The organism is Paraburkholderia lebeckiae (genome assembly GCF_050436325.1).
In the GTDB taxonomy this organism is placed as follows: Bacteria; Pseudomonadota; Gammaproteobacteria; order Burkholderiales; family Burkholderiaceae; genus Paraburkholderia; species Paraburkholderia tuberum.
In genome coordinates this window covers 128,898-147,061 of record NZ_JBNDLZ010000001.1, presented here as the reverse complement: position 1 = coordinate 147,061, position 18,164 = coordinate 128,898, and the positions used below count along the sequence as shown (strand labels likewise).

The window sequence follows — 18,164 nt, the reverse complement described above, 5'->3', positions numbered from 1 at the left end:
GCGCGATGAAGCGCCGGGTGGGAGAGTCCGGCGAGCAGTCCCGGCGCCGTCGCACCGCCATCGATCATCTGTCGCAGGATCATCAGCAACATGACCTCGCATAGACGGCCCGCATTGGCGAATGCGTAGCGTTTCGCAGTCCGTCGATACTTCGATCGCTTCGCACTGGTTCCCGCCTTTGTGGAATAGCTTCTGTCTTGCTGGGTACCGATAATATTCGGGCGCGGGCCTCTCATATACCAGTCAAGTATCCAATGTCTTCGTCGATAGTCGGATGGCATCAAGACTACGATTGTTGGCAGTGCTCGCCGAGCTCGCGCTGGTGACAGCGTGGATCGCGTTGGGTGACGTAAGTTTAGAATCGGGTCCCGTCGAGTATTTAATCGGCAGTCACCTTCCCGGTCATCTAGATATTGCAGATTTCTGTTCAAACAGTCGCGCAACACAGTTCTCAGAGAACCACCGTTGGGCGAAGCGTGTCGAACGCAATCACCGCGCCGTCACCGGGGTGAGCGATAAATGGCAGTTGCCGCCCGGGGTCAAAGCTTTTGTAATCAAGACGGGTTGCACGGCCACCAGCGGAAGATCGACGACCAGCGTCAACGGAAGGTCGCCGGCAGCAGCCGGGTCGTCGGCCGCCGGAGGGACGCTGGCACACGGGAATAAGCCCACCGCGCTGAACGTTTTCCTATGGTACGCAGGCGGGCCGGATGATCAGCGCCCGGAACCCCATTCGAGTCCGAAATGCACCGTCCGGGCGGGAAGTCTGCAGCCGGCAAAGGCATGAGCAACGTTTTGTCGTGAGCCAACGACTCCTGGTGGCGTTGACCGGAGGCCAGTGGTTCCGCGGCCCTGCATCGATGCGACCTTTAATGAACGGAACGCGAGCGATGATGCCGATTGAGAACACCGAGGAGCGCTTCGGAGCGGTCGCGATCCTGTTCCACTGGTCAATGGCGGTACTTATCATTGGACTTCTGGCATTGGGCCTTTACATGGTCAGGCTTCCCGATGCCGGGTTCGACACGAGAAAGATCGTGCTGATTCTCTACCACAAGGAGATCGGCTTTGCGGTACTCGTGTTACTCCCAGCGCGGTTGGCCTGGCGGCTAACCCAGATACTGCCGCAACTGGTTGCAGATCTGCCTCAATGGCAAAAAATCGCCGCCCGATTCGTCCATCTTTGCTTTTACGCAATGATGTTCGCGTTGCCGGTGACTGGTTGGCTGATGTCCTCTGCCGCTGGCATCCCGGTCTCGTTCTTCGGCCTGTTCATGCTACCCGGTTTCCTTCCTCGCGACGACTATCTATTTCAACGACTCATCGACATCCACAAATGGCTCGCTTACGTACTGATCCTTTTGATATTCGTTCATGTGGGCGCGGCGCTGATGCATCATTTCTTACGCAAGGACGATACTTTACGCAGAATGTTGCCTTAATGTGCTTTCTCGACCACGAGACTGGCGAGTTCCCGCAATAGTTTTGCCATAGCCTCATTGGCCGCTGCGACTCCCGCGGCGGCGTTCCCGTCTCGCATGGGTACCCGCACCGACAATTCTCTCGTCGCAATCACCTGATTCGTTGCCTCGAGGCTAAGAGAGACGCGCATCGCGAACTGCAGTATCGCGGGGTCCGAAGTGAAATCCTGCTTAAGCGTCAAGATTTCGGTGTGAAGCACGAAAGTGTGGTGGCCGAAGTGAGGGGCGGACAGAACATCGCTGAAATAGCGGGTCTGGCGAAGTGTCTCGACGATTAAAGGCTGAATCATCCGCGGTGGTGTTTCCGCCCATTCGTTCTGGCTGAAGTACGCGATCTGGTGCGCCTGGGTCGTATAAGCCATCTGCGTTGTGGCGTAGATCGGCTCGGCCTCGGGGATCAGTACCAGCAGGGTCGCAGGATGGGTCTGTTCGCTGGGCAGATCAAGCGGGATATTCTCCAATACATATTTTTTCATATCCATCTTGACCGGCGAGAAGAGAGTGCAGGCCGAAAACGCGACGACGCATAGTGCGATGAAAGTCGCCCTGCCCTTGTCGATTTTCATTTCCGTTCGCCCGGCCCGGGTGCCGGCGGTGCGGTGCCGCGAATCACGATTGAGGGGTCGCGATCGATCCTGGCCGCTACGTCGGCGACGGACCTGGACAGATTGTCAAGGTTGGACAGCGCCTTGTGCGCTTCCGGCAAGATCTGCGTCTGGAGCGCTGTCACGGTATCATGGCTCGACTCCAGCAGCGGCTCGAAACGATGACTGGCGCGTTCGGTGTTAGCAACTATAGCGTTCAGTTTCCCGGTGTTTTCCGCCAGCACCGTGGTGACTTTCTGCAAGCTGTCGACTGATTGCTTGAGCGATGCTACGGTTGTCTTGTCGAGTATCGATTCCAGCAGTTCGGTGATGACGCGAACGTTTTCGTTTACCTGATTTATAGTCGTATCGAGCGTCACGGCTTTCGATGGCGCCGTCGGTATGATCGGATAGGGCTCGCCTGGCCGTGGGGACAACGGCCGAAAATCGTTGCCGACGTCCTCGATGGAAATATAAACGTAGCCTGTAAATCCTCGTGTCGCAAGGCCTCGGGATGTGATCGTGGCTACGCTCGCCGAAGTAACCGGCGCCGTCTTGGCGATAGTCAGCACGATGTCCACCGAGTGCGGATTGACCAGCCTGATGCTTTTCACCTTTCCCACGTCGACGCCGTGGAATTCGACTGGGGCATCGGCAATGAGACCAGAGACGGACTCCTCTGTATCGATCTGGTAGGTCGCGTATTGGCTTGCGGAAAAAAGATACCAGCCCGCCCCAGCGACAGTCACCACAAGCAGGAACGCCACGAACGCGAGCCAGGCCTTCGTGCCGATATCGTCTTTCATCGCACATCTCCTCCATGACTTCGCCAGCCGCAGGTCTGGGGCCGGCGCAAAGCGTGGTCCGTGATGATCGACTGGCCCAACTCACCGGCTCGGATCCGTCTGATCGTGACCTGCCACCCGTCTGGCATGCGTAAGCGTCCGAATCCTGACGGCATCGAGCTCGTGGCGACCTTGTAGTGGTTAATATCCGCCGCCACTGCTCGCCGCCGTACCGCTGTCATGTGTGCCCGCGTTTGACGGGCATCCCGTTAAGGTGACCGACAGAATCATGAGGAAGGCCACTTCCAGCCTGGTTGCTTTCATCTTGAGCTCCTGTGCGCGCGACTGGGGCGCATTACCCGACTTCGCGCCTCGCATATATCATATGCCGTCAAGGCGAACATCCTGTGCCGGCTTCCGGTCCAAGGCTAACAGGAACAGAGATACCGTTAGCTCGCTGGCGCTTTCTGACACCCGTTTCCAACTGGTAAACGTTCTGCGGCACCGGGATAATCCATCCTCAGTGGATCAATCGAGCCGGCTCGACAGGAGCAGCGTCAAGGCGGGAACAGTCACGTTCGCAGTGACTGATGCTGCTGGCGATAAGACGAAGCACGAACTGGTCGTGCCGAAGACCGATCTGGCCGACGACCCGTTACCGGCAAAGAACCAGCAGATCCCCAAAAGCCTGTTCAAGAAAATGGGCGAGGCGGGAGACATGGAGTCCGGCACGAGCAACCATCTGATACTCAGCTTCTCACCGGGTCACTACGTCGCGATCTGCAACAAGGCAGGTCACTTATGCACGGAAATGCACGCCGTCTTGATACTCAGACGTTTGACCTATCTCTGCGCCGACATGCGGCCTTGGGCGCAACAGCGTTCCGATCGCCACGGGCTAATGCACCCGTCACGGCCAGCCTACTCGCCGGTTTGCCCCCGGTTGCGACGCTATCTGTACAAGACCAGAAATGCGGCGCAGTAACAGGAAGCCAGCAACCACCCTAGTCAACGGACACCTTTCTTTTTTACCGACACCGGGAGTTCATCCGCGCGCCGACGTCCATGTCGCGACCAGCAACAGCACAAATCCGAACACCGCGATGCCAGCGTGGACGAGGATCAACCACTTTGGTAGGGCGATCATCTTCCAGTGATAGCCAAGATTCAGAACCGCTCCGCCAGCAGCCGCGATCAGGAACAAGGCAAGTGCGACAAGCGCCAGCACTTGTAGTCCGATCGTTGCGGCGGCATAGGCCAGCAGTGTGATCGCGGAGGCGGCAAGCACACCGTGCAGCATCGCAAGCCACGCCGGAGGATGGGGCCGTCCGGCAAAGCGCATACCGGCCATCAACAGACCACCGAGTGCGCCAAGCGCGAGCAATACCGTCGCGGTCTTCAAAATCAGGCCAGGTTCCATGATTGAAATCTCCTTCACAATGTCAGTGATGTCGTCCGTCGGAGCGATTCGCTTCGTCACGAACGCGGACTCGGACACCGTCAGCGCCCAGGGTCTTCGTTCCCAGCGATCCGGGCCATGACGTTTTGAACAATCCGGTCGCAGCGTGTACCGGCGAACTCGAAAAGTTCGCACTCGGCAAGATCGATGTCGTGGGCCAGCGATTCACGCAGGAGGCTCTTCGCCCGAAAATGCCGGCTGCGGACCGTGGCCTCGGGAATCCCCAGACATTGCGCAGTTTCGTCGATGCTCATTTCTTCCACCGACCGGAGCACGAATACCGTGCGCAGAGATTCCGGCAACGCATCGAGCTTTCGCTCGATGAGCGCGCGCATCTCGGCGCGTGCCAGCGCTTTGTCCGGAGAGGCAGAGTCAGGTAGTGGCGTGGTGTCCATTTCAATGTCAGCTGTGTTCGAAGTCACCATGGGGATGATGTTCTGCCTGCGGTTAGCACGACGTAACCGGCCGAGACATTCGTTCAGTACCAGCCGCGACAACCAGGTGGACAAGGAGGCCTGCCCACGAAACCGGCTGATGGATCGGTAAGCCGACAGATACGCCTCCTGCAACGCGTCCTCGGCCTCCGCGTCATCGCGCAGCGTCACGCGTGCCAGACGATACAGGCGCCGGTTGTGTCGCCGCATGAGCAATTCGAACGCCGGGTGGTCGCCTGCGGCAATGCGTCCAGCGAGGGACAGGTCATCACCGTTGGGCGCGGAAGATAAGTAACTTGTGTTCGTCATTGCGTGCTGCCTCTCATCGCACAGTAAGGGAGCCGTGCATCGTCGGGTGGAAGCTGCATCCGTATGGATAAGTGCCGGCCCTGCCGGTGACATAAGACCACGACGCGTTCGCGGGAAGGCTCCCCGAGTCGAATGCACGGTTATCAGCGGTCACCGTATGGGGAAACAGGTCTTTGTTGATCCACACGATGCGATCCCCGCGTTTCACTTTCAGTGTTGCCGGACTGAAGCGCATGTCTTCCACAGCGACGACGTAGGTTTCTGGCGCTGCGAGCACGTTGCCAGCGGATGCCAGCATGGCACAGGTGACGACCTTGCACGCCAGCGCGATGCCAGCCGACCGAATGTGGTCCATTATCAGTTCGACTCCGGCTGCGCGCCCTCGCCTAGCCACCGCTTTTTCCCAGCGACGCCTGCAAGTGCCTGGCGTGCTCGAGGTGCGCGACAAAGGCCGGCCGAACCTTTACAAGGAGCGCTTTCAGTTCTTCGTTTTTTGCATTCGGTATCAGACTTTTGTCGAGCGCATCAAGAACGCTTTCGTGATACGCCACCTCGTGGTCGATGTAGGCGCGATCGAATGCGTGAGCATCCAGTTTCCTGAGGGCCGCGAGATTCGCATCCCCGCCACTCTTCAGGCTCTGACTCGTGGTGTTCTCCTGGGGCGTCACGTTCAGCTTATGCACGAGATCCGCGGCCGATTTGTTGACCGCGCTGTGGTCGGTGATCATTTGCTGGGCAAATGCTTTCACGTCCGTCGACTTCGACCGCGATTCGGCGAGCTTGCCAGCATCGATGTCGACCTGATTGGCCGTCACCACGATCGCCGCGATCTGCGGATCGGTTGGCCCGGCGTTTTGCGCCCAGCCAGCGACACTGATCAGGGCCAGGACGCCTAACCAGCTTGGGTTTATTAATCTCATGATGGTATCTCCGTGGATGTCTCCAACCAGCCCGGAACGACCCGAGCCAGCCCAACGCGACGTTGCGTATGTAGATAGATGTCACGACTGGGAATCCCGTTCCGCGCAAGAGCTTTGGTTCAGCAGCCGCCGGAGCAAGCGTTCTTGCATTACCGCCTTGCGGTCCTACAATCCTGGATGTCAACACCTGAAGCGGGTCGCTTTCAGGTTTTTTCGCGCTGGAGGTCTTGTCATGCGCCATCATGAAGCCCCTTTCATTTTTCCGCGCGGCTCCGCAACTTGCCCGGCCTGTCCGAAGCGGCAGACGACAGTCCAATTTCGCAAATTGGCCTCCGCGACGCTCGCCGTTGTACTTGTTTCGCTAGCATCTACCGCAGTCGCGCAGACCATTGCGATTGTTTCAGGCACTTACGGCGGTAGCTGCGGGGTGCGCCACGGTAACGATACCCGCCACCTTGCGGCCGAATGCGGTGGTCGCATGTCATGCCGATATGTCATAAAAGACCGGCGCACGGACAATCCATTGTCTGAATGCAAGAAGGACTATCTGGCTGAATGGAGGTGCGGCATGCAGGAATTCCATACCGCCGCCGTCAGTCCCGAGGCGAACGCCAGCACGCTTGCGATTAGCTGTATTGCATCGGCCGGAGCCGGTAAATAGCGCCCAAGATGCACACCCAACACTGCGGAGGCTGGAACCACGACACGTCGCCCCTCGGCGACAAATTTGCGCCTAGGTTTCCGTATGACCCGGCGCCGCGCCGCTGCTGCCGGCGCGCAAGCCTGCGACCATCTCCGCCAGCCAGTTCACAACCAGCGCCGTGTACGCGCGCTGGCTGCCGTCGTCAGAGAGGCCGTGATCCGCGCCCTCGATGATGCGATACGTCAGCGAATGCGCGCGCAGGAAGGCCTGCAGATAGCTGGCGATGACCGTGTGCGGAATAATCTCATCGTGTTCCGATTCGACCAGCAGCACGTCGCCATTGAAGCTCGCGGCGGCACGCAACGCCCGGTTTTCCGTCGCCGGCACGATGCGCTTGCGATACTCGACAAGATCGTGCTCGACATGCAACGCGCGTTTCGGCATGGTCCAGCCGTCGTCGAGATACAACGCGGGCACGCGCAGACCGAGCCACCGCACGGGGCGCAACTCCGTCAGGATGGCCGCGAGATAGCCGCCATAACTGCTGCCGATCACCGCGATCGAATTGCGGTCGATCAGCGGATGTTCAGCCAGCGTATCGTACGCGGCAGTCAGGTCGTTGAGATTCGTCTCGCGCGTCACCGTCTGCTGTTCGCTTTGCGTCCGGGCATGCCCTGTGAGGTCGAATGTCAGGCATACGCAGCCCATGGCCGCCGCCTGCCTCGCGCGTTCGAGATACTGTCCCTGGTTGCCGCCCCATCCGTGCACGAAAAGTATCCCGGGCACGGTCGCTTTCGGCACAAGCATGGTGCTGTCGAGATGGCCGTGTTCGACCTTGATCTGCAGTTCGTAACGGTCAGCTGTCATCAATCGACGCTCCTTTGCGGGGTTCCCTGCCAGGCGTGTAGTACTTTGTGATTTGACCAGCGTGCGCATCGACACCACGGTACACCACACACGCCCCAGAGGGTAGCCGTACGTTTTTTCCATAGATCTCGCGTGTCGATGCGTACACCAGATGCGCGTGCGGTTCGGCTCTGAACGTGCGCAGTGCGCCGATCTCGGCACCCGTTGCGCCACCGACGCGCCAGGACTGCTCAAGCACGCCGCAATGAAGGACGCCCGCTTCATCGAGACCGCGCGCCACGTCGTAGTTTCGCCTCGATGCAAAGAACCCGGCGTAGTCGTTGTGCACAGCGGCATCGAACGCGCGCGCCTTCGCGACGGTTTCCCGTATGTTTTCCGGAAGCTCGAGCCGCACAAGCGCATCGAAGCCGCCTCGCACCACAATCAGATCCGTGCCGCCATAAACATGGTGGCCGTGATTGTTGACGGTCAGGTGCTGCACGCCATAGTAGCTCGCTTTCATGTCGTCGATCTCGATCTGGCCGACGCTGAATGTTTCAATCGCATCCAGATGCCGCTCGATGACGATGCCTTCTGCTCGCAATGCCTCATCGCCAAGCGCATCGAGCTCCGCCTCCAGTTGGTCGCGGTTCGCAACCAGCGTCTGCCCAGCGCCGCCGATTCCATAGGGCCGCTTGACGCGCACGCGGCCGCCTTCCAACAGGATGCGCGCGGCGTTGCGTGCATCGTCGCGTGAAAACGCCGAATACCCCGGCAATACCAGTGACGCCGTATGCGAGCTGAACGCATGTGACCAGCCGGGCGGCGAAACCTTTGCATCATCGGGCAGGCCATGCGCAATCAGCTTCGTCGCAACAAAGGGAAACGGCACGACGCCACCATACAGATCGCGTACGGATCGCACGCCGAGTTTGCGCGCGTCCGCAAGGGTCAGCGTGTCGTCGGGAATGAGATAGCGATGTGCCGGATAGGCGCATGCTTCGTCGAATTCGCCCGCAAGCTGCGTGCCTTTCAGCTCCGCGATCTGTCGCGCGAGTTCCCGAAGCGTGTCGGCCTCGTGACCACGTGGGGCCACCTTGGGTCCCTTGCGATACAGGAGGACGACTGGCAACGCTGGCGCCGCGGAACTCGCGCCTACGAAGGGTGGTAGCGTCATTGCGATGACATGATACGAAGCACCGGACTTCCGCCGACGTCTTTCAGCGCGAAAAACGAATGGTGTGTAGCCTGGTCGATGGCAACGACATGCGCATTCGGCCCGAGACGGCCCTCACCGATCTTTTTGATATTCGCGCCTCTGACGCTGAACATCGAGACAATGCCAGCTTCGCCCGCCACATAGAGCGTGCCCGGTGCCGGATCGAACGCGAGCACGTCCGGGTCGCGGCCGATTCCGAACGACTGGATAATTCGCCGTGCTTCCATATCGAAAACGAGCAGCTTGTCGTTTCCCTGGCAAGCGATAAAGGCGAGCCGATCCTGCGAATCAATCAGCAGCCCATGATTGTGTTCGGCTCCCGGCAGCCCGACACGCGCAACGATCCTGTCGACGGCCGGGTCAATTTCAATGAGTTCGTTGCGTGTCTGAACGTTGACGAAAATGTGCTGCGATCGCGGATCGTATTGCGTATTGCCAACCTCACCGCCGAGCGGAATGGTCGCGACACGCTGGTTGCTTCGGACGTCAATGACCGTCTCCGTGTTACCGGTCTCGTCTGATACGTAGAGCTTGTGCACCTCCGGCGCGTATGCCATCCCGTCCGGGTAGTGTCCACCTGGCATGCGCGCGACTATTTTGAGCGTCGCTTCGTCGATGGCGACGATTTCGTCCGTTCCTGATGCTGAAGCAAACACGCGGGACAGTTCGGGAATGGCGAGCACGCCGTGAACGGATGAGACACCAGCAATGCGTGCGATCACGCGCGACGCACCCACATCGAAGGCGATCACTTCGCCGTCGCCGAGGTGGGCGATGAACAGCAGATGGCGAGCGGGATCGTAGCTTTCATAGTCGAGCCGGGTGGCGCGACCCGGCAACGGGATGTCGGCGACATGCGTCAGTGGCAGGCCATGGGCTCCTTCTTCCCCGGCAGCGGGGGGAACCATGTACAGCAGAACGCCTGCAACTGCGGATAGAACGAGAAGGACGGGGTACGAAAGGACAACTGGACGGAAGCGCCAGTGTTGCAAGGTTCTCATGAAACCCCCCACGCGCGATTACCACCGCTGCACGCAAGCGGCAGCGGTGGCATCACGCATCTAGAGTGCCGTGCACCGTTATCGCGTGCTTGCGCTCTGCGCGTCCAGAGCCGGTTGATTCCGGATGCGCGCATGCTTTTCAGCACGGCCTGCAGTTCGCTTTCACGCATCGCGAAATCGCCATCCACGACGGCTTCGTCGTCCGTGCCAGCGAATGCAGCCCAGGTGTTGACGCCCATCTCGTTGCCGACCGTAGCGCCGTGCATGCTGGCTGTTTTCCCGATGACCACCTTGAACATGCCGTTGTTCGTCTGGCCTTTCGATCCGAACACCGCCTCCAGCGGCGCGGGGCTGATGCTGCTCGGGCTGGCGATGTGTCCGGGAAAGATGTTCTCCGGATCCGCGTGCGCGGAACGGATCTCTCCGATCTTGTCGTAGACCTTCCTGACACCCTCGGAGAGCTGTGCCACGTCCCCAGTGCCACCGATATGCATGAAGTAGACCTTCGGATGATCGAAAAAGAAGTGGTTGTGAAGCGCCGTAACCTCCAGTCCGGCATCGAGCGCGGCACTCATGACGGGATTCACCTCGTCTTCAAACAACACGGTGTCGCCCATCATCATGACCTGCGAGCCATGTGCCGGCTTGAATGCGGCATAGGAGGTCAACCCCATGAATGGCGGCATCGTCCAGTCGTCGACCTGGACTTTCACGTCGTTGCGCGGTTTCGTTACCTTGAACACGTCTTCCTGTTTCGAATACGTGCCCTTCAGGCCGGTGATCTGTTCGATGCGACCGGTGTCCAGAGCGGCTGGTTGCGCGGCCAGTACCGAGGTCGCAGCGGCGCAGGCGCCAACGGTGATCAGCAATGCACGCGAGACACATTTCAGCGATGACATCAGGATGTCCTCCTTTGAATTAACAGCGGGCAATGCAAGCGACGCCGTTATCAGATCCAGAGAGCGTGCCGGCCGCCCGCATTGTGGGCACGGAACTGTTTCATTCGGCTTAGCCGTCGGGCTTGACGTGACGAAATGCGCCAAGCAGCGAGAGGTCGTAGGTAATCTTGAGCACACCACACGCAAGCAACGGCGCACCGGCCCAGCCCAATGCGATCAGTGCTCCCGCCAGCGTCGGTCCCAGCGCTGCGGCGAGACTGCGCGGTACCGTGGTGAAACTTGCCGCCGCCGGCCGCTCCGGTGGGGTGACGACGGCCATTACGTAAGCCGTACGGGTCGGCACATCCATTTGCGACAGCGCGCTGCGAATGAGCAGCAGCGCCAACGTCAGCGGCAAGGACGGTGTGAACGCGGCGGCGATCAGGCAGAGGCTCGCCGGGATGTGGGTAAACACCATCGTGTTCAGCAAGCCGATCTTGCGCGACAGCGGTACCGCAACGAGTTGCGAGCCCGCCGACAGGAGCCCTGCCCAGAAGAAGAACCGACCCGCCGCACCGAGCGAGAGACCGAAGCGTTGCATCAGCCACAGCGACAGCAACGCATTCACCACCAGGCCGCCCGCAAATGCGTCGACGCTGAAAAGCAGCGCCAGGCGGGTGACGATTCCGCGCGACGGACCGAGCGGCGCACTCGGAGCGCGTGTCGTTGCCGACGGCCTGGGCAAATGCAGATACAGCAACCACAGCGCGACGCCCGTCAGCGCATAGAGAACGAACATGGCGCGCATGCCGGCAAGCAATGACATTGCGGTGTGCGACGCCAGCCAGTCGGGCAGTGCCGCGACCAGTGCGCCGACGGCGGCGGAAAGCGCTCCAATCAGGCTGTAGCGCGCGAATACCGCGGTGCGTGCGTCGCCCATCGCCGATTCGGCCAGTCGCGCCTGCTCGATCGGCAGGAACAGGCTGACATCGCCCGAACTCGGGTTGAGCGTCCCGACAAACGCCACGATCAGCAGCGGCCACAGGGCAGACAGGCCGGCAAAGCCTATGCCGGTGACAGCCATCAGGCCAGCCGCAAAAGTCAGCATGCGACGCGGCGCATAGCGATTGCCGAGCATGCCGACCGCGATCGTCGCCAGGGCCGATCCGATCAGCGTCGTGCTGCTGACCAGTCCGACGTCCAGCTCCCCGAAACCGAGCGCGAGAAGGTATGCCGGCAGCAGCACGGCGATAAAGCCGTCGCAGAAACCGCGCAAGCCGCGGCCGACAAGCAGGAACAGCGCGCTCGGCTGCACCCCCGCCGGCAGCAGCCACCGCGGGACCCGACTGCCACCTGCGGTCAACGCCGCGTCCTCAGGTGCGCGCATCGCCCTGACACCATGCGTACAGTGCGTCATAGACGATCATGCCGTGCCGCAGCTGATCGTGATCGTCGGTGAAACGACGCGAAAGCCCGACAGAAATCGCGTAAAGCCCGCTCGCTTCGGGCGCGAGGTCGAGCCGGCTGGTGTCCGCCCCGCGCACGATGCGGGCGAGCTTGAGCAAGGCGGGTTCGCTCAGCTGGTACTTCTGCAGGAACGCGTCGAAGCTGCACAGCTCGCCGTGGTGTCCAAGTTCAACGTTTGGCACATCGTATGGAATCGCACCGGTCTCGTTCGCCACCCGCAACACATCATCTCGCGGCACATAAAGAAACTCGGCGTCCTTGTCAATGAAGTTGACGATCAGCCACGGACATGCGATCCGATCGACTTTGGGGCGTTCGCGTGTGACCCATTTCATGATGTGCTCCCGCGTTGCCGCTGACGGCACGCAGTATGGCTATTGGCACCATTCAGTCGTCGTCTTCTTCCCCAGCGTTGGTGGCGACTACTTTGCCGCTTTCGTCGATGAGCAGTTCCTGCTTCTGGTCACGGGAGCCCAGCGCGACGGCATAGCGCGTCGTGCCCCTGGCGGTCTGCTTTTCGATTTCGCCGATAGTGCGGCCCTGTGCCTGCTGATCGATCGTGGCTTTGACCGGGGGCGGTAGTTGCGGCAGGCTGACCGTTTCCTGCTGACGCTCCCCGACGGGCTTCTCCTTGCAACCGAGCAGCGTCAGGCAAACGGAAACAACAATGCTCGCTATGGCTGACTGCCTGGTACAAGTCAACATGATGTGCTCCTTGTCGCGTGAGATAGTGCGGCCCGTATTGCTCAGATGCCCAGCGCCTCGAACCGTGTCACCGCCCGCGTCCAATCAATGTTCTGCATGAACGCGTCAACGCAGGCGGCAGCCTTGGCGCCAAAGTCCATGTGGTACGAATGCTCGTACATGTCCAGTGCGAGGATCGGCATGCCGCCCGCCAGCGTATGCGCGTGATCGGACGCCCACTGGTTGACCAGCCGGCCCAGGCGTGCCGAGTATGTCAGCAAGACCCAGCCCGAGCCGCCGCCCAGCGCCTTGCCCATTGCGCCGAATTCAGCACGCCAGCGCTCGACGCTGCCGAAGTCGCGCATCAGCGCGGCTCCAAGTGCGCCCTCCACCGGGTCGCTGGTGCCGAGAGACTCGAAGTACGCCTCATGCAGGATCATTGAATTCGCCGCGATCAACTCTTCGCGCTTAAGCCCATTCAGTACGAAGACGGGCACGCTCACCACATCGATCGCGGCCAGTTGGTCAGTGATGGCGTTCAGGCGTTTTACTGCACCGTCATAGTTGTTCTCGTAGTGGCTGACGATCAGTTTTTCCGACAGGCCGGAGAGCCTGGCGGGATCGCAGGCTAGTGGTTTCATTGAACAGGTCATGAGTGTCTCCGTGTGCGGCGGAAATCAGTGATGCAGAAGTGGATAGGCAATCAAGCCGACGAGCGCGGCTGCCACGACAATCACAGGCTCCTGCAGCTTCCTGAAACGCCACAGCAGCAGAACCGTGGCAAGCGCGAGCGCGATAGTGAGCCAGTCGACGATGGACCTTCGCGCGATGACGATCACCGAGCCGGTGATCGCGCCAATCGCTGCGGCCGTGATGCCGTCGACGAACGCCTTGACGGCGGGCAGCTTGCCGTATTTCTTGAAGTACGGCGCGGGCAGCACCGTGAACAGATAGCAGGGCAGGAAGGTCCCCAGCGCGGCGACGCAGGCGCCGGCAAAGCACGCGACCAGGTAACCGATGAAACCGACCGTGATCACGACCGGGCCCGGCGTGATCATCGCGACGGCCACTGCATCAACGAACTGCTTGTCGTTGAGCCAGTGGTGTTCAGTCACGACGCCACCGTAGAGGAACGGCACAATTGCAAGTCCTGAGCCGAACACGAACGCGCCGGCCTTGGCGAAGAAAAGGCCGATCTGGCCGAGCAGTGGCAGATCCAGACCGCTGAGGACGCCGCTCACAGTGGGCGCCTGTGTCGCTGCAAGCGCGTTCAGCCCACTTTTGCTGAGCCATTTCGGAGGAGCACGCCAGAACCAGTTGAGCAGGCCGCCCACGATAAAGAGCCACGCGATTTCAGATTCGGTGATAACGGTCACCGCCGCGAGCGTCAGGTAGATCGCCCACAGGAGTCGCTTGGTCCCGATGGACTTCATGGTCAGCTTGTATGCGCTCATCGCGATGATGCCGACCACTGCGGCGCCGACGCCATAGAAAGTCGCCTGCATCCAGGAGAGCCCGCCGAAATGGGCGTAGGCCCAACCCAGCGCAACGACCATCAGGAACGAAGGCAGGACGAAGGCGATGCCGGCCAGCGTCGCGCCGACGACGCGGTAGTGCACGTAGCCGAGATAAATCCCGAGTTGTGCGGCGAGTGGCCCCGGCATCATTTGAGCCAACGCCAGCCCCTCGCGGTAGTCGGTCTCGCTGATCCAGCTCCGCCGCTTGACCAGATCACGGTGCATGTAGTCAACGAGCGCTACGGGTCCGCCAAACCCGAACGTGCCCAGTCGCAGCATGTACAGGATCATCTGACCCAGGGTATAGCCAGGCGCCGTCGCTGCAGTGGTGTTCATGAGCGGCTGCCCGCGCTGCCGTTTTTTGTGGTCGCCGCAAAGTGCGTGTAGATCGAATCGAGTACGCGGCTCATTTCATCGAGCAGTTGATCGTCATCCGGCGCACGTTCGCGCGCACCGGCCATCACCGCTTCAAAGCCAACCGCCTCGGGCACCGGCGCTCCGCCGACATCGAGTGCGTGAACCATTTCACCGAGCCGCAGCAGCGCCGGGTCCTTGTCAAGGCCGAAGCTCGCAACCAATACCTCGAATGTCACGCGATCGCCGACGTGCGTGAAGGCCGCACCGTCAAAGTCAAAGCCCAGTGCATCAGTGGGACACGCATCGGGGGACGTGAGCCAGATGAAGCGTGCGTCCCGATCGATGAAGCGCCGGATCAGCCATGCGCTTGCCACGCGATCGACCCACAGGCGCTTGCGTGTGGCCCATGTCCGGCCCTGGTACCCGTCAAGCGGCAGCAGACGGATGGTCCGTTGCGCGGGGTGCGGCTCGCCCGGCGAGAGCACCGTATCGACGAGCGCGACGAAGTCCTGCCAGGCCGCCTTAGCGCGCGTTGCCGCATCGTCGGGAAAATAGTCGATTGCGACCATCGTCTCGTAGTCCTTGCGCAACCGACGCAGCAGCCGGGTCAGGTCGGCGGCGGATTGACCCGAGATCGTCTTGCGCGCGTCGGCGAGCGCGCGAACGAAGTTCGCGTAGTCGTCGCCACGATCGAACAACGCGCGGAATTCTGCTTCCTGAGACGCATCAAGACTGGGTGCCCGCAACAGGTGCGCTGTGCCGCCGCTGTCGGCGATGGCGCCGGCCAGTTCGCGCAACATGTCCTCGCGTTCTTCGGTGTAAGGAAGCAGGTAGATGCCGTCGCGCAGCACCGCGCAGCCCTTTGCCTTCAGCGCGCGCCAGAATCGCATGCGGGCCGTGGCGTTTTCTGTGGAAAGTGTCAGGACGAACACGGACCACGCGGTTATGGTATTCATGTCATTTACACTACATGCATGTAGCATACTTCACAATAAATTTTTTGGATTTTCGCCTGTGCACCGACTATCGTTAGAGGCAGATTGTTGACGAGGGCGGATATCCGAGCCGTCTTCGTGCGCTGCAGGTCGTGTGGCTCACGCCATTGACAGCGGTGGCAATTGCGTCGGACCGCAATGCCTGCAGGAGGACGCGCCATGCCTCTCAAGGAACTCGTCGACGGTCCCAATGCCGCCCGGGATGATGTTCAGCAAACTGCCTTTAGCTACGACGTACTAGGGCGATATCTCTGCAACAACTGGCAGGAGGTCGCCGCAGCCAATGGCCCCGGTGGTTATCCGTTCGACGCGGTCGTCATCGGCGCGGGGATGTTCGGCGGCTACTGCGCGGAAAAGCTCTTTCGCTTCGGCACGGCCAGCGCATTTCGGATATTGGTGCTCGATGCAGGCGATGTATTACTACCGGCTCACATCCAGAACTTGCCCCAGCAGTTGGGAGGCAAGGTGGGCGGGCCCAGTTACCTCCGGACCCGTGATGACGCGAGCGGCACGCAGAACGTGATCTGGGGCATGCCGTGGATCAGCAATGAGCCGTTTCCGGGGCTTGCTTACTGTTTCGGCGGGCGATCACTGTTCTGGGGGGGCTGGTCTCCGGCACTTACCGACGCCGATCTGGCCAACTGGCCTGCCGACGTTGCGAATTACCTCAAAAGCCCGGGCGGGTACGCCTACACGGCGCAGGAGATCGGGGCGGCCAGCACGACCGACTTCATCACGCAGTCAGCGCTTTATGACGCACTGTTGAATGGCATCGGCGGCGCGATTCCGCTTGATGGAATCGATGAGGTCAAGGAAGCCCCACTCGCTGTGCAAGGCGCCGCCCCGCGTTCGGGTCTGTTCGCTTTCGATAAATTCAGCAGTGCTCCATTCCTGATGGACGCGTTGCGCAGCGATGTCGCCTCGGACACTGCATCCGGCGACCAAACCCGCCGCATCTTTCTCGTGCCCCGCGTGCAAGTGCACCGTCTGAACGTGGCTGATTCCACCGTGGCATCGATCGACCTGAGCGTCGACGGCATGCGGACGACCCTCCCCCTCATGCCGACGTGTGCGGTGGTGATCGCCAACGGCACCATTGAAGCCACCCGCCTCGCGCTCGAATCGCTGGGCGTCGGTTCACAGCAATTCGGTTCACCGCGCCTTGGCAATTTGATGGCGCACCTGCGCAGCAACATTACCGTCCGCATCAAGCGGAGTGCGCTCGGGCTCGGCGTTCCACCAAGCGACCTCGAAACGGTGGCGTTGATCGTGCGCGGAAGCGCGCTCGGTAGGCGGTATCACTTCCAGGTGACCGCCGCGTCACTGGCCGGACCGAACCCCGAAAAAAACATGTGGAGCATGGTGCCCGACATCGACGTGATTGGTAGCCTCCTTGCGAATCAGGATCCGACCTGGATTAGCATCACGTTCCGCGGTATCGGCGAAATGGAAGATCAACAATTAACCCACAACATCGACCCGGCGCGGAGCTGGATCGACCTCAGCGGAGAAACAGACCAGTGGGGCATGCGTCGCGCCTATGTGCATCTTGCTGCGACCCAGAATGACAGGTCGTTGTGGGCGGCAATGGACAACGCCGCGTTTGACCTGGCGCTCGCCCTTGCGAAATCGCCGGCGAGCATCGAGTATTGGAACGCGTCCTCCAATCAGTGGCAGTCCTCACGGCCACAGCCGGACGGCAACGGACAGGGATTCTGGCGGGACCGGTTGGGGACAACGCACCACGAGGCGGGGCCTCTTTTTATGGGGCAGACCGGCAGCGCGATTACCGATACGAATGGCAAATTCCAAGGGTTGAACAACGCCTACATCGCGGGGCCGGCGGCCTTTCCGACATTGGGCTCCGCGAACCCGTCTCTCACCGCGCTCTCGCTAGTCCGGCGCTCTGCCGCCACCATCGTGGCCGCAACAAATCCGGGCCCGGTTCCAGGCTTTGCTGCGCTGTCGATGGCGCCGGCCGACTGGCTCATGGTCAAGCAACCCGGTAGCCCGGCCGCGATGATTCATTATGGTTCCGTGATGGAAACGTCCGGATGGTACGGCCTGTACTGGTACATCAAGGAGCAGTTCTCGAATTTCGTCCTGTCTGTCGACTGGCGGATCAGCCGCCGCGAGGAAAACTCCGGGATCTACATTCGGATTCCCGGACCGAATTTGCCCAACGCACTTCAGCAAGCGGACGCTCTGGGGCATGAAATTCAGATAGATCAGCGAGGCTACGACTCAATCAATAACACGGAGGGGCATCCGCTGAAGATCACCGGTGCGATCTATGACCTGCAGGCACCTTCCGCGTCAACCGTCGTGCAGATCGGCGCCTGGAACAATTTCGTCATCGAGGCCAACGGGGCGCGTATCCGCGTCACGCTCAACGGACAGATGGTGAACGATTACCAGAGTGCACGCGAGCAGACGGGCTATATTGCCCTGCAGGCCCATGATTTCTTATCACGGACGCAGTTTCGAAATTTGCTGATCAAAAAGCTTCCGTAACCAGCGTGAAACGCACGGCGGATGTCAGCGCAGAGCAGCCGTCATCGACGAAAGAAACCTGATGGACACGC

20 protein-coding genes are annotated in these 18,164 nt (G+C 60.7%); 4 read left to right on the top strand and 16 right to left on the bottom strand.

What is annotated here, in order from left to right; genetic code table 11:
- The first annotated feature begins 800 nt into the window (after positions 1-800).
- The gene (locus OKW44_RS00715) at positions 801-1,442 is read left to right on the top strand and encodes a cytochrome b (RefSeq protein ID WP_239499065.1); all 642 of its coding nucleotides are present in this window, start codon (positions 801-803) and stop codon (positions 1,440-1,442) included.
- Here OKW44_RS00715 and OKW44_RS00710 read toward each other — a convergent pair.
- Positions 1,439-2,047, bottom strand: a complete 609-nt coding sequence (locus tag OKW44_RS00710) for an ABC-type transport auxiliary lipoprotein family protein (protein WP_018420349.1) — start codon at positions 2,045-2,047, stop codon at positions 1,439-1,441. The genes OKW44_RS00715 and OKW44_RS00710 overlap by 4 nt on opposite strands.
- A complete protein-coding gene (locus tag OKW44_RS00705; protein WP_018420350.1) occupies positions 2,044-2,871 on the bottom strand; it encodes an MlaD family protein in 828 nt (275 codons plus the stop codon). Before OKW44_RS00705 ends, OKW44_RS00710 begins: the two co-directional genes overlap by 4 nt.
- A 502-nt stretch (positions 2,872-3,373) precedes the next feature.
- On the opposite strand from OKW44_RS00705, the gene OKW44_RS00700 reads away from it, so the two are divergent.
- Positions 3,374-3,835 (top strand): hypothetical protein, encoded by a 462-nt coding sequence (locus tag OKW44_RS00700; RefSeq protein WP_162633949.1) that lies wholly within the window; start codon positions 3,374-3,376, stop codon positions 3,833-3,835.
- 60 nt (positions 3,836-3,895) lie between these two features.
- Here the strand turns inward: OKW44_RS00700 and OKW44_RS00695 are convergent, their stop codons facing one another.
- Genes OKW44_RS00695 through OKW44_RS00680 form a run of 4 tightly spaced genes read right to left on the bottom strand, consistent with a single transcriptional unit; the run spans position 3,896 to position 5,972 of the window.
- A complete protein-coding gene (locus OKW44_RS00695; RefSeq protein WP_239499066.1) occupies positions 3,896-4,330 on the bottom strand; it encodes a hypothetical protein in 435 nt (144 codons plus the stop codon).
- A 20-nt stretch (positions 4,331-4,350) separates the two neighbouring features.
- Positions 4,351-5,052 carry an RNA polymerase sigma factor gene (locus OKW44_RS00690; protein ID WP_018420353.1) on the bottom strand — a complete coding sequence of 234 codons (702 nt, stop codon included), beginning with the start codon at positions 5,050-5,052 and terminating at the stop codon, positions 4,351-4,353.
- Positions 5,053-5,065: 13 nt separating this feature from the next.
- Positions 5,066-5,407 carry a cupredoxin domain-containing protein gene (locus OKW44_RS00685; RefSeq protein ID WP_018420354.1) on the bottom strand — a complete coding sequence of 114 codons (342 nt, stop codon included), beginning with the start codon at positions 5,405-5,407 and terminating at the stop codon, positions 5,066-5,068.
- 31 nt (positions 5,408-5,438) lie between these two features.
- Complete coding sequence (locus OKW44_RS00680) at positions 5,439-5,972, bottom strand: DUF4142 domain-containing protein (RefSeq protein WP_018420355.1); 534 nt, start codon at positions 5,970-5,972, stop codon at positions 5,439-5,441.
- Positions 5,973-6,204: 232 nt separating this feature from the next.
- On the opposite strand from OKW44_RS00680, the gene OKW44_RS00675 reads away from it, so the two are divergent.
- Positions 6,205-6,633 (top strand): hypothetical protein, encoded by a 429-nt coding sequence (locus OKW44_RS00675; protein ID WP_162633950.1) that lies wholly within the window; start codon positions 6,205-6,207, stop codon positions 6,631-6,633.
- A 72-nt stretch (positions 6,634-6,705) separates the two neighbouring features.
- Here the strand turns inward: OKW44_RS00675 and OKW44_RS00670 are convergent, their stop codons facing one another.
- The 10 genes from OKW44_RS00670 to OKW44_RS00625 all read right to left on the bottom strand — a co-directional run bounded on the left by OKW44_RS00670 (position 6,706) and on the right by OKW44_RS00625 (position 15,540).
- Positions 6,706-7,482 carry an alpha/beta hydrolase family protein gene (locus tag OKW44_RS00670; RefSeq protein ID WP_018420356.1) on the bottom strand — a complete coding sequence of 259 codons (777 nt, stop codon included), beginning with the start codon at positions 7,480-7,482 and terminating at the stop codon, positions 6,706-6,708.
- Positions 7,472-8,638 (bottom strand): DUF3182 family protein, encoded by a 1,167-nt coding sequence (locus OKW44_RS00665; protein ID WP_035470694.1) that lies wholly within the window; start codon positions 8,636-8,638, stop codon positions 7,472-7,474. Before OKW44_RS00665 ends, OKW44_RS00670 begins: the two co-directional genes overlap by 11 nt.
- Positions 8,635-9,681 (bottom strand): YncE family protein, encoded by a 1,047-nt coding sequence (locus OKW44_RS00660; RefSeq protein WP_026225765.1) that lies wholly within the window; start codon positions 9,679-9,681, stop codon positions 8,635-8,637. The genes OKW44_RS00665 and OKW44_RS00660 overlap by 4 nt, the downstream gene beginning before the upstream one ends.
- Complete coding sequence (locus OKW44_RS00655; protein ID WP_018420359.1) at positions 9,678-10,580, bottom strand: LppY/LpqO family protein; 903 nt, start codon at positions 10,578-10,580, stop codon at positions 9,678-9,680. Before OKW44_RS00655 ends, OKW44_RS00660 begins: the two co-directional genes overlap by 4 nt.
- Positions 10,581-10,689: 109 nt before the next feature.
- Positions 10,690-11,946: an MFS transporter gene (locus tag OKW44_RS00650; protein WP_018420360.1), complete on the bottom strand. Its 1,257-nt coding sequence runs from the start codon at positions 11,944-11,946 to the stop codon at positions 10,690-10,692.
- Entirely contained in the window at positions 11,933-12,361 is a 429-nt protein-coding gene (locus tag OKW44_RS00645) for a chromate resistance protein ChrB domain-containing protein (protein ID WP_018420361.1), read from the bottom strand. Before OKW44_RS00645 ends, OKW44_RS00650 begins: the two co-directional genes overlap by 14 nt.
- Positions 12,362-12,413: 52 nt before the next feature.
- Complete coding sequence (locus OKW44_RS00640; protein ID WP_018420362.1) at positions 12,414-12,731, bottom strand: hypothetical protein; 318 nt, start codon at positions 12,729-12,731, stop codon at positions 12,414-12,416.
- Between the two features lie 41 nt (positions 12,732-12,772).
- On the bottom strand, positions 12,773-13,363 hold the full coding sequence (locus OKW44_RS00635; protein ID WP_026225767.1) for a superoxide dismutase: 591 nt from the start codon (positions 13,361-13,363) through the stop codon (positions 12,773-12,775).
- 24 nt (positions 13,364-13,387) lie between these two features.
- Entirely contained in the window at positions 13,388-14,563 is a 1,176-nt protein-coding gene (locus tag OKW44_RS00630; RefSeq protein ID WP_018420364.1) for a chromate transporter, read from the bottom strand.
- Positions 14,560-15,540: a chromate resistance protein ChrB domain-containing protein gene (locus tag OKW44_RS00625; protein ID WP_026225768.1), complete on the bottom strand. Its 981-nt coding sequence runs from the start codon at positions 15,538-15,540 to the stop codon at positions 14,560-14,562. The genes OKW44_RS00630 and OKW44_RS00625 overlap by 4 nt, the downstream gene beginning before the upstream one ends.
- 198 nt (positions 15,541-15,738) lie before the next feature.
- On the opposite strand from OKW44_RS00625, the gene OKW44_RS00620 reads away from it, so the two are divergent.
- Positions 15,739-18,093, top strand: a complete 2,355-nt coding sequence (locus OKW44_RS00620) for a 3-keto-alpha-glucoside-1,2-lyase-like domain-containing protein (protein WP_018420366.1) — start codon at positions 15,739-15,741, stop codon at positions 18,091-18,093.
- The last annotated feature ends 71 nt before the right edge of the window (positions 18,094-18,164 follow it).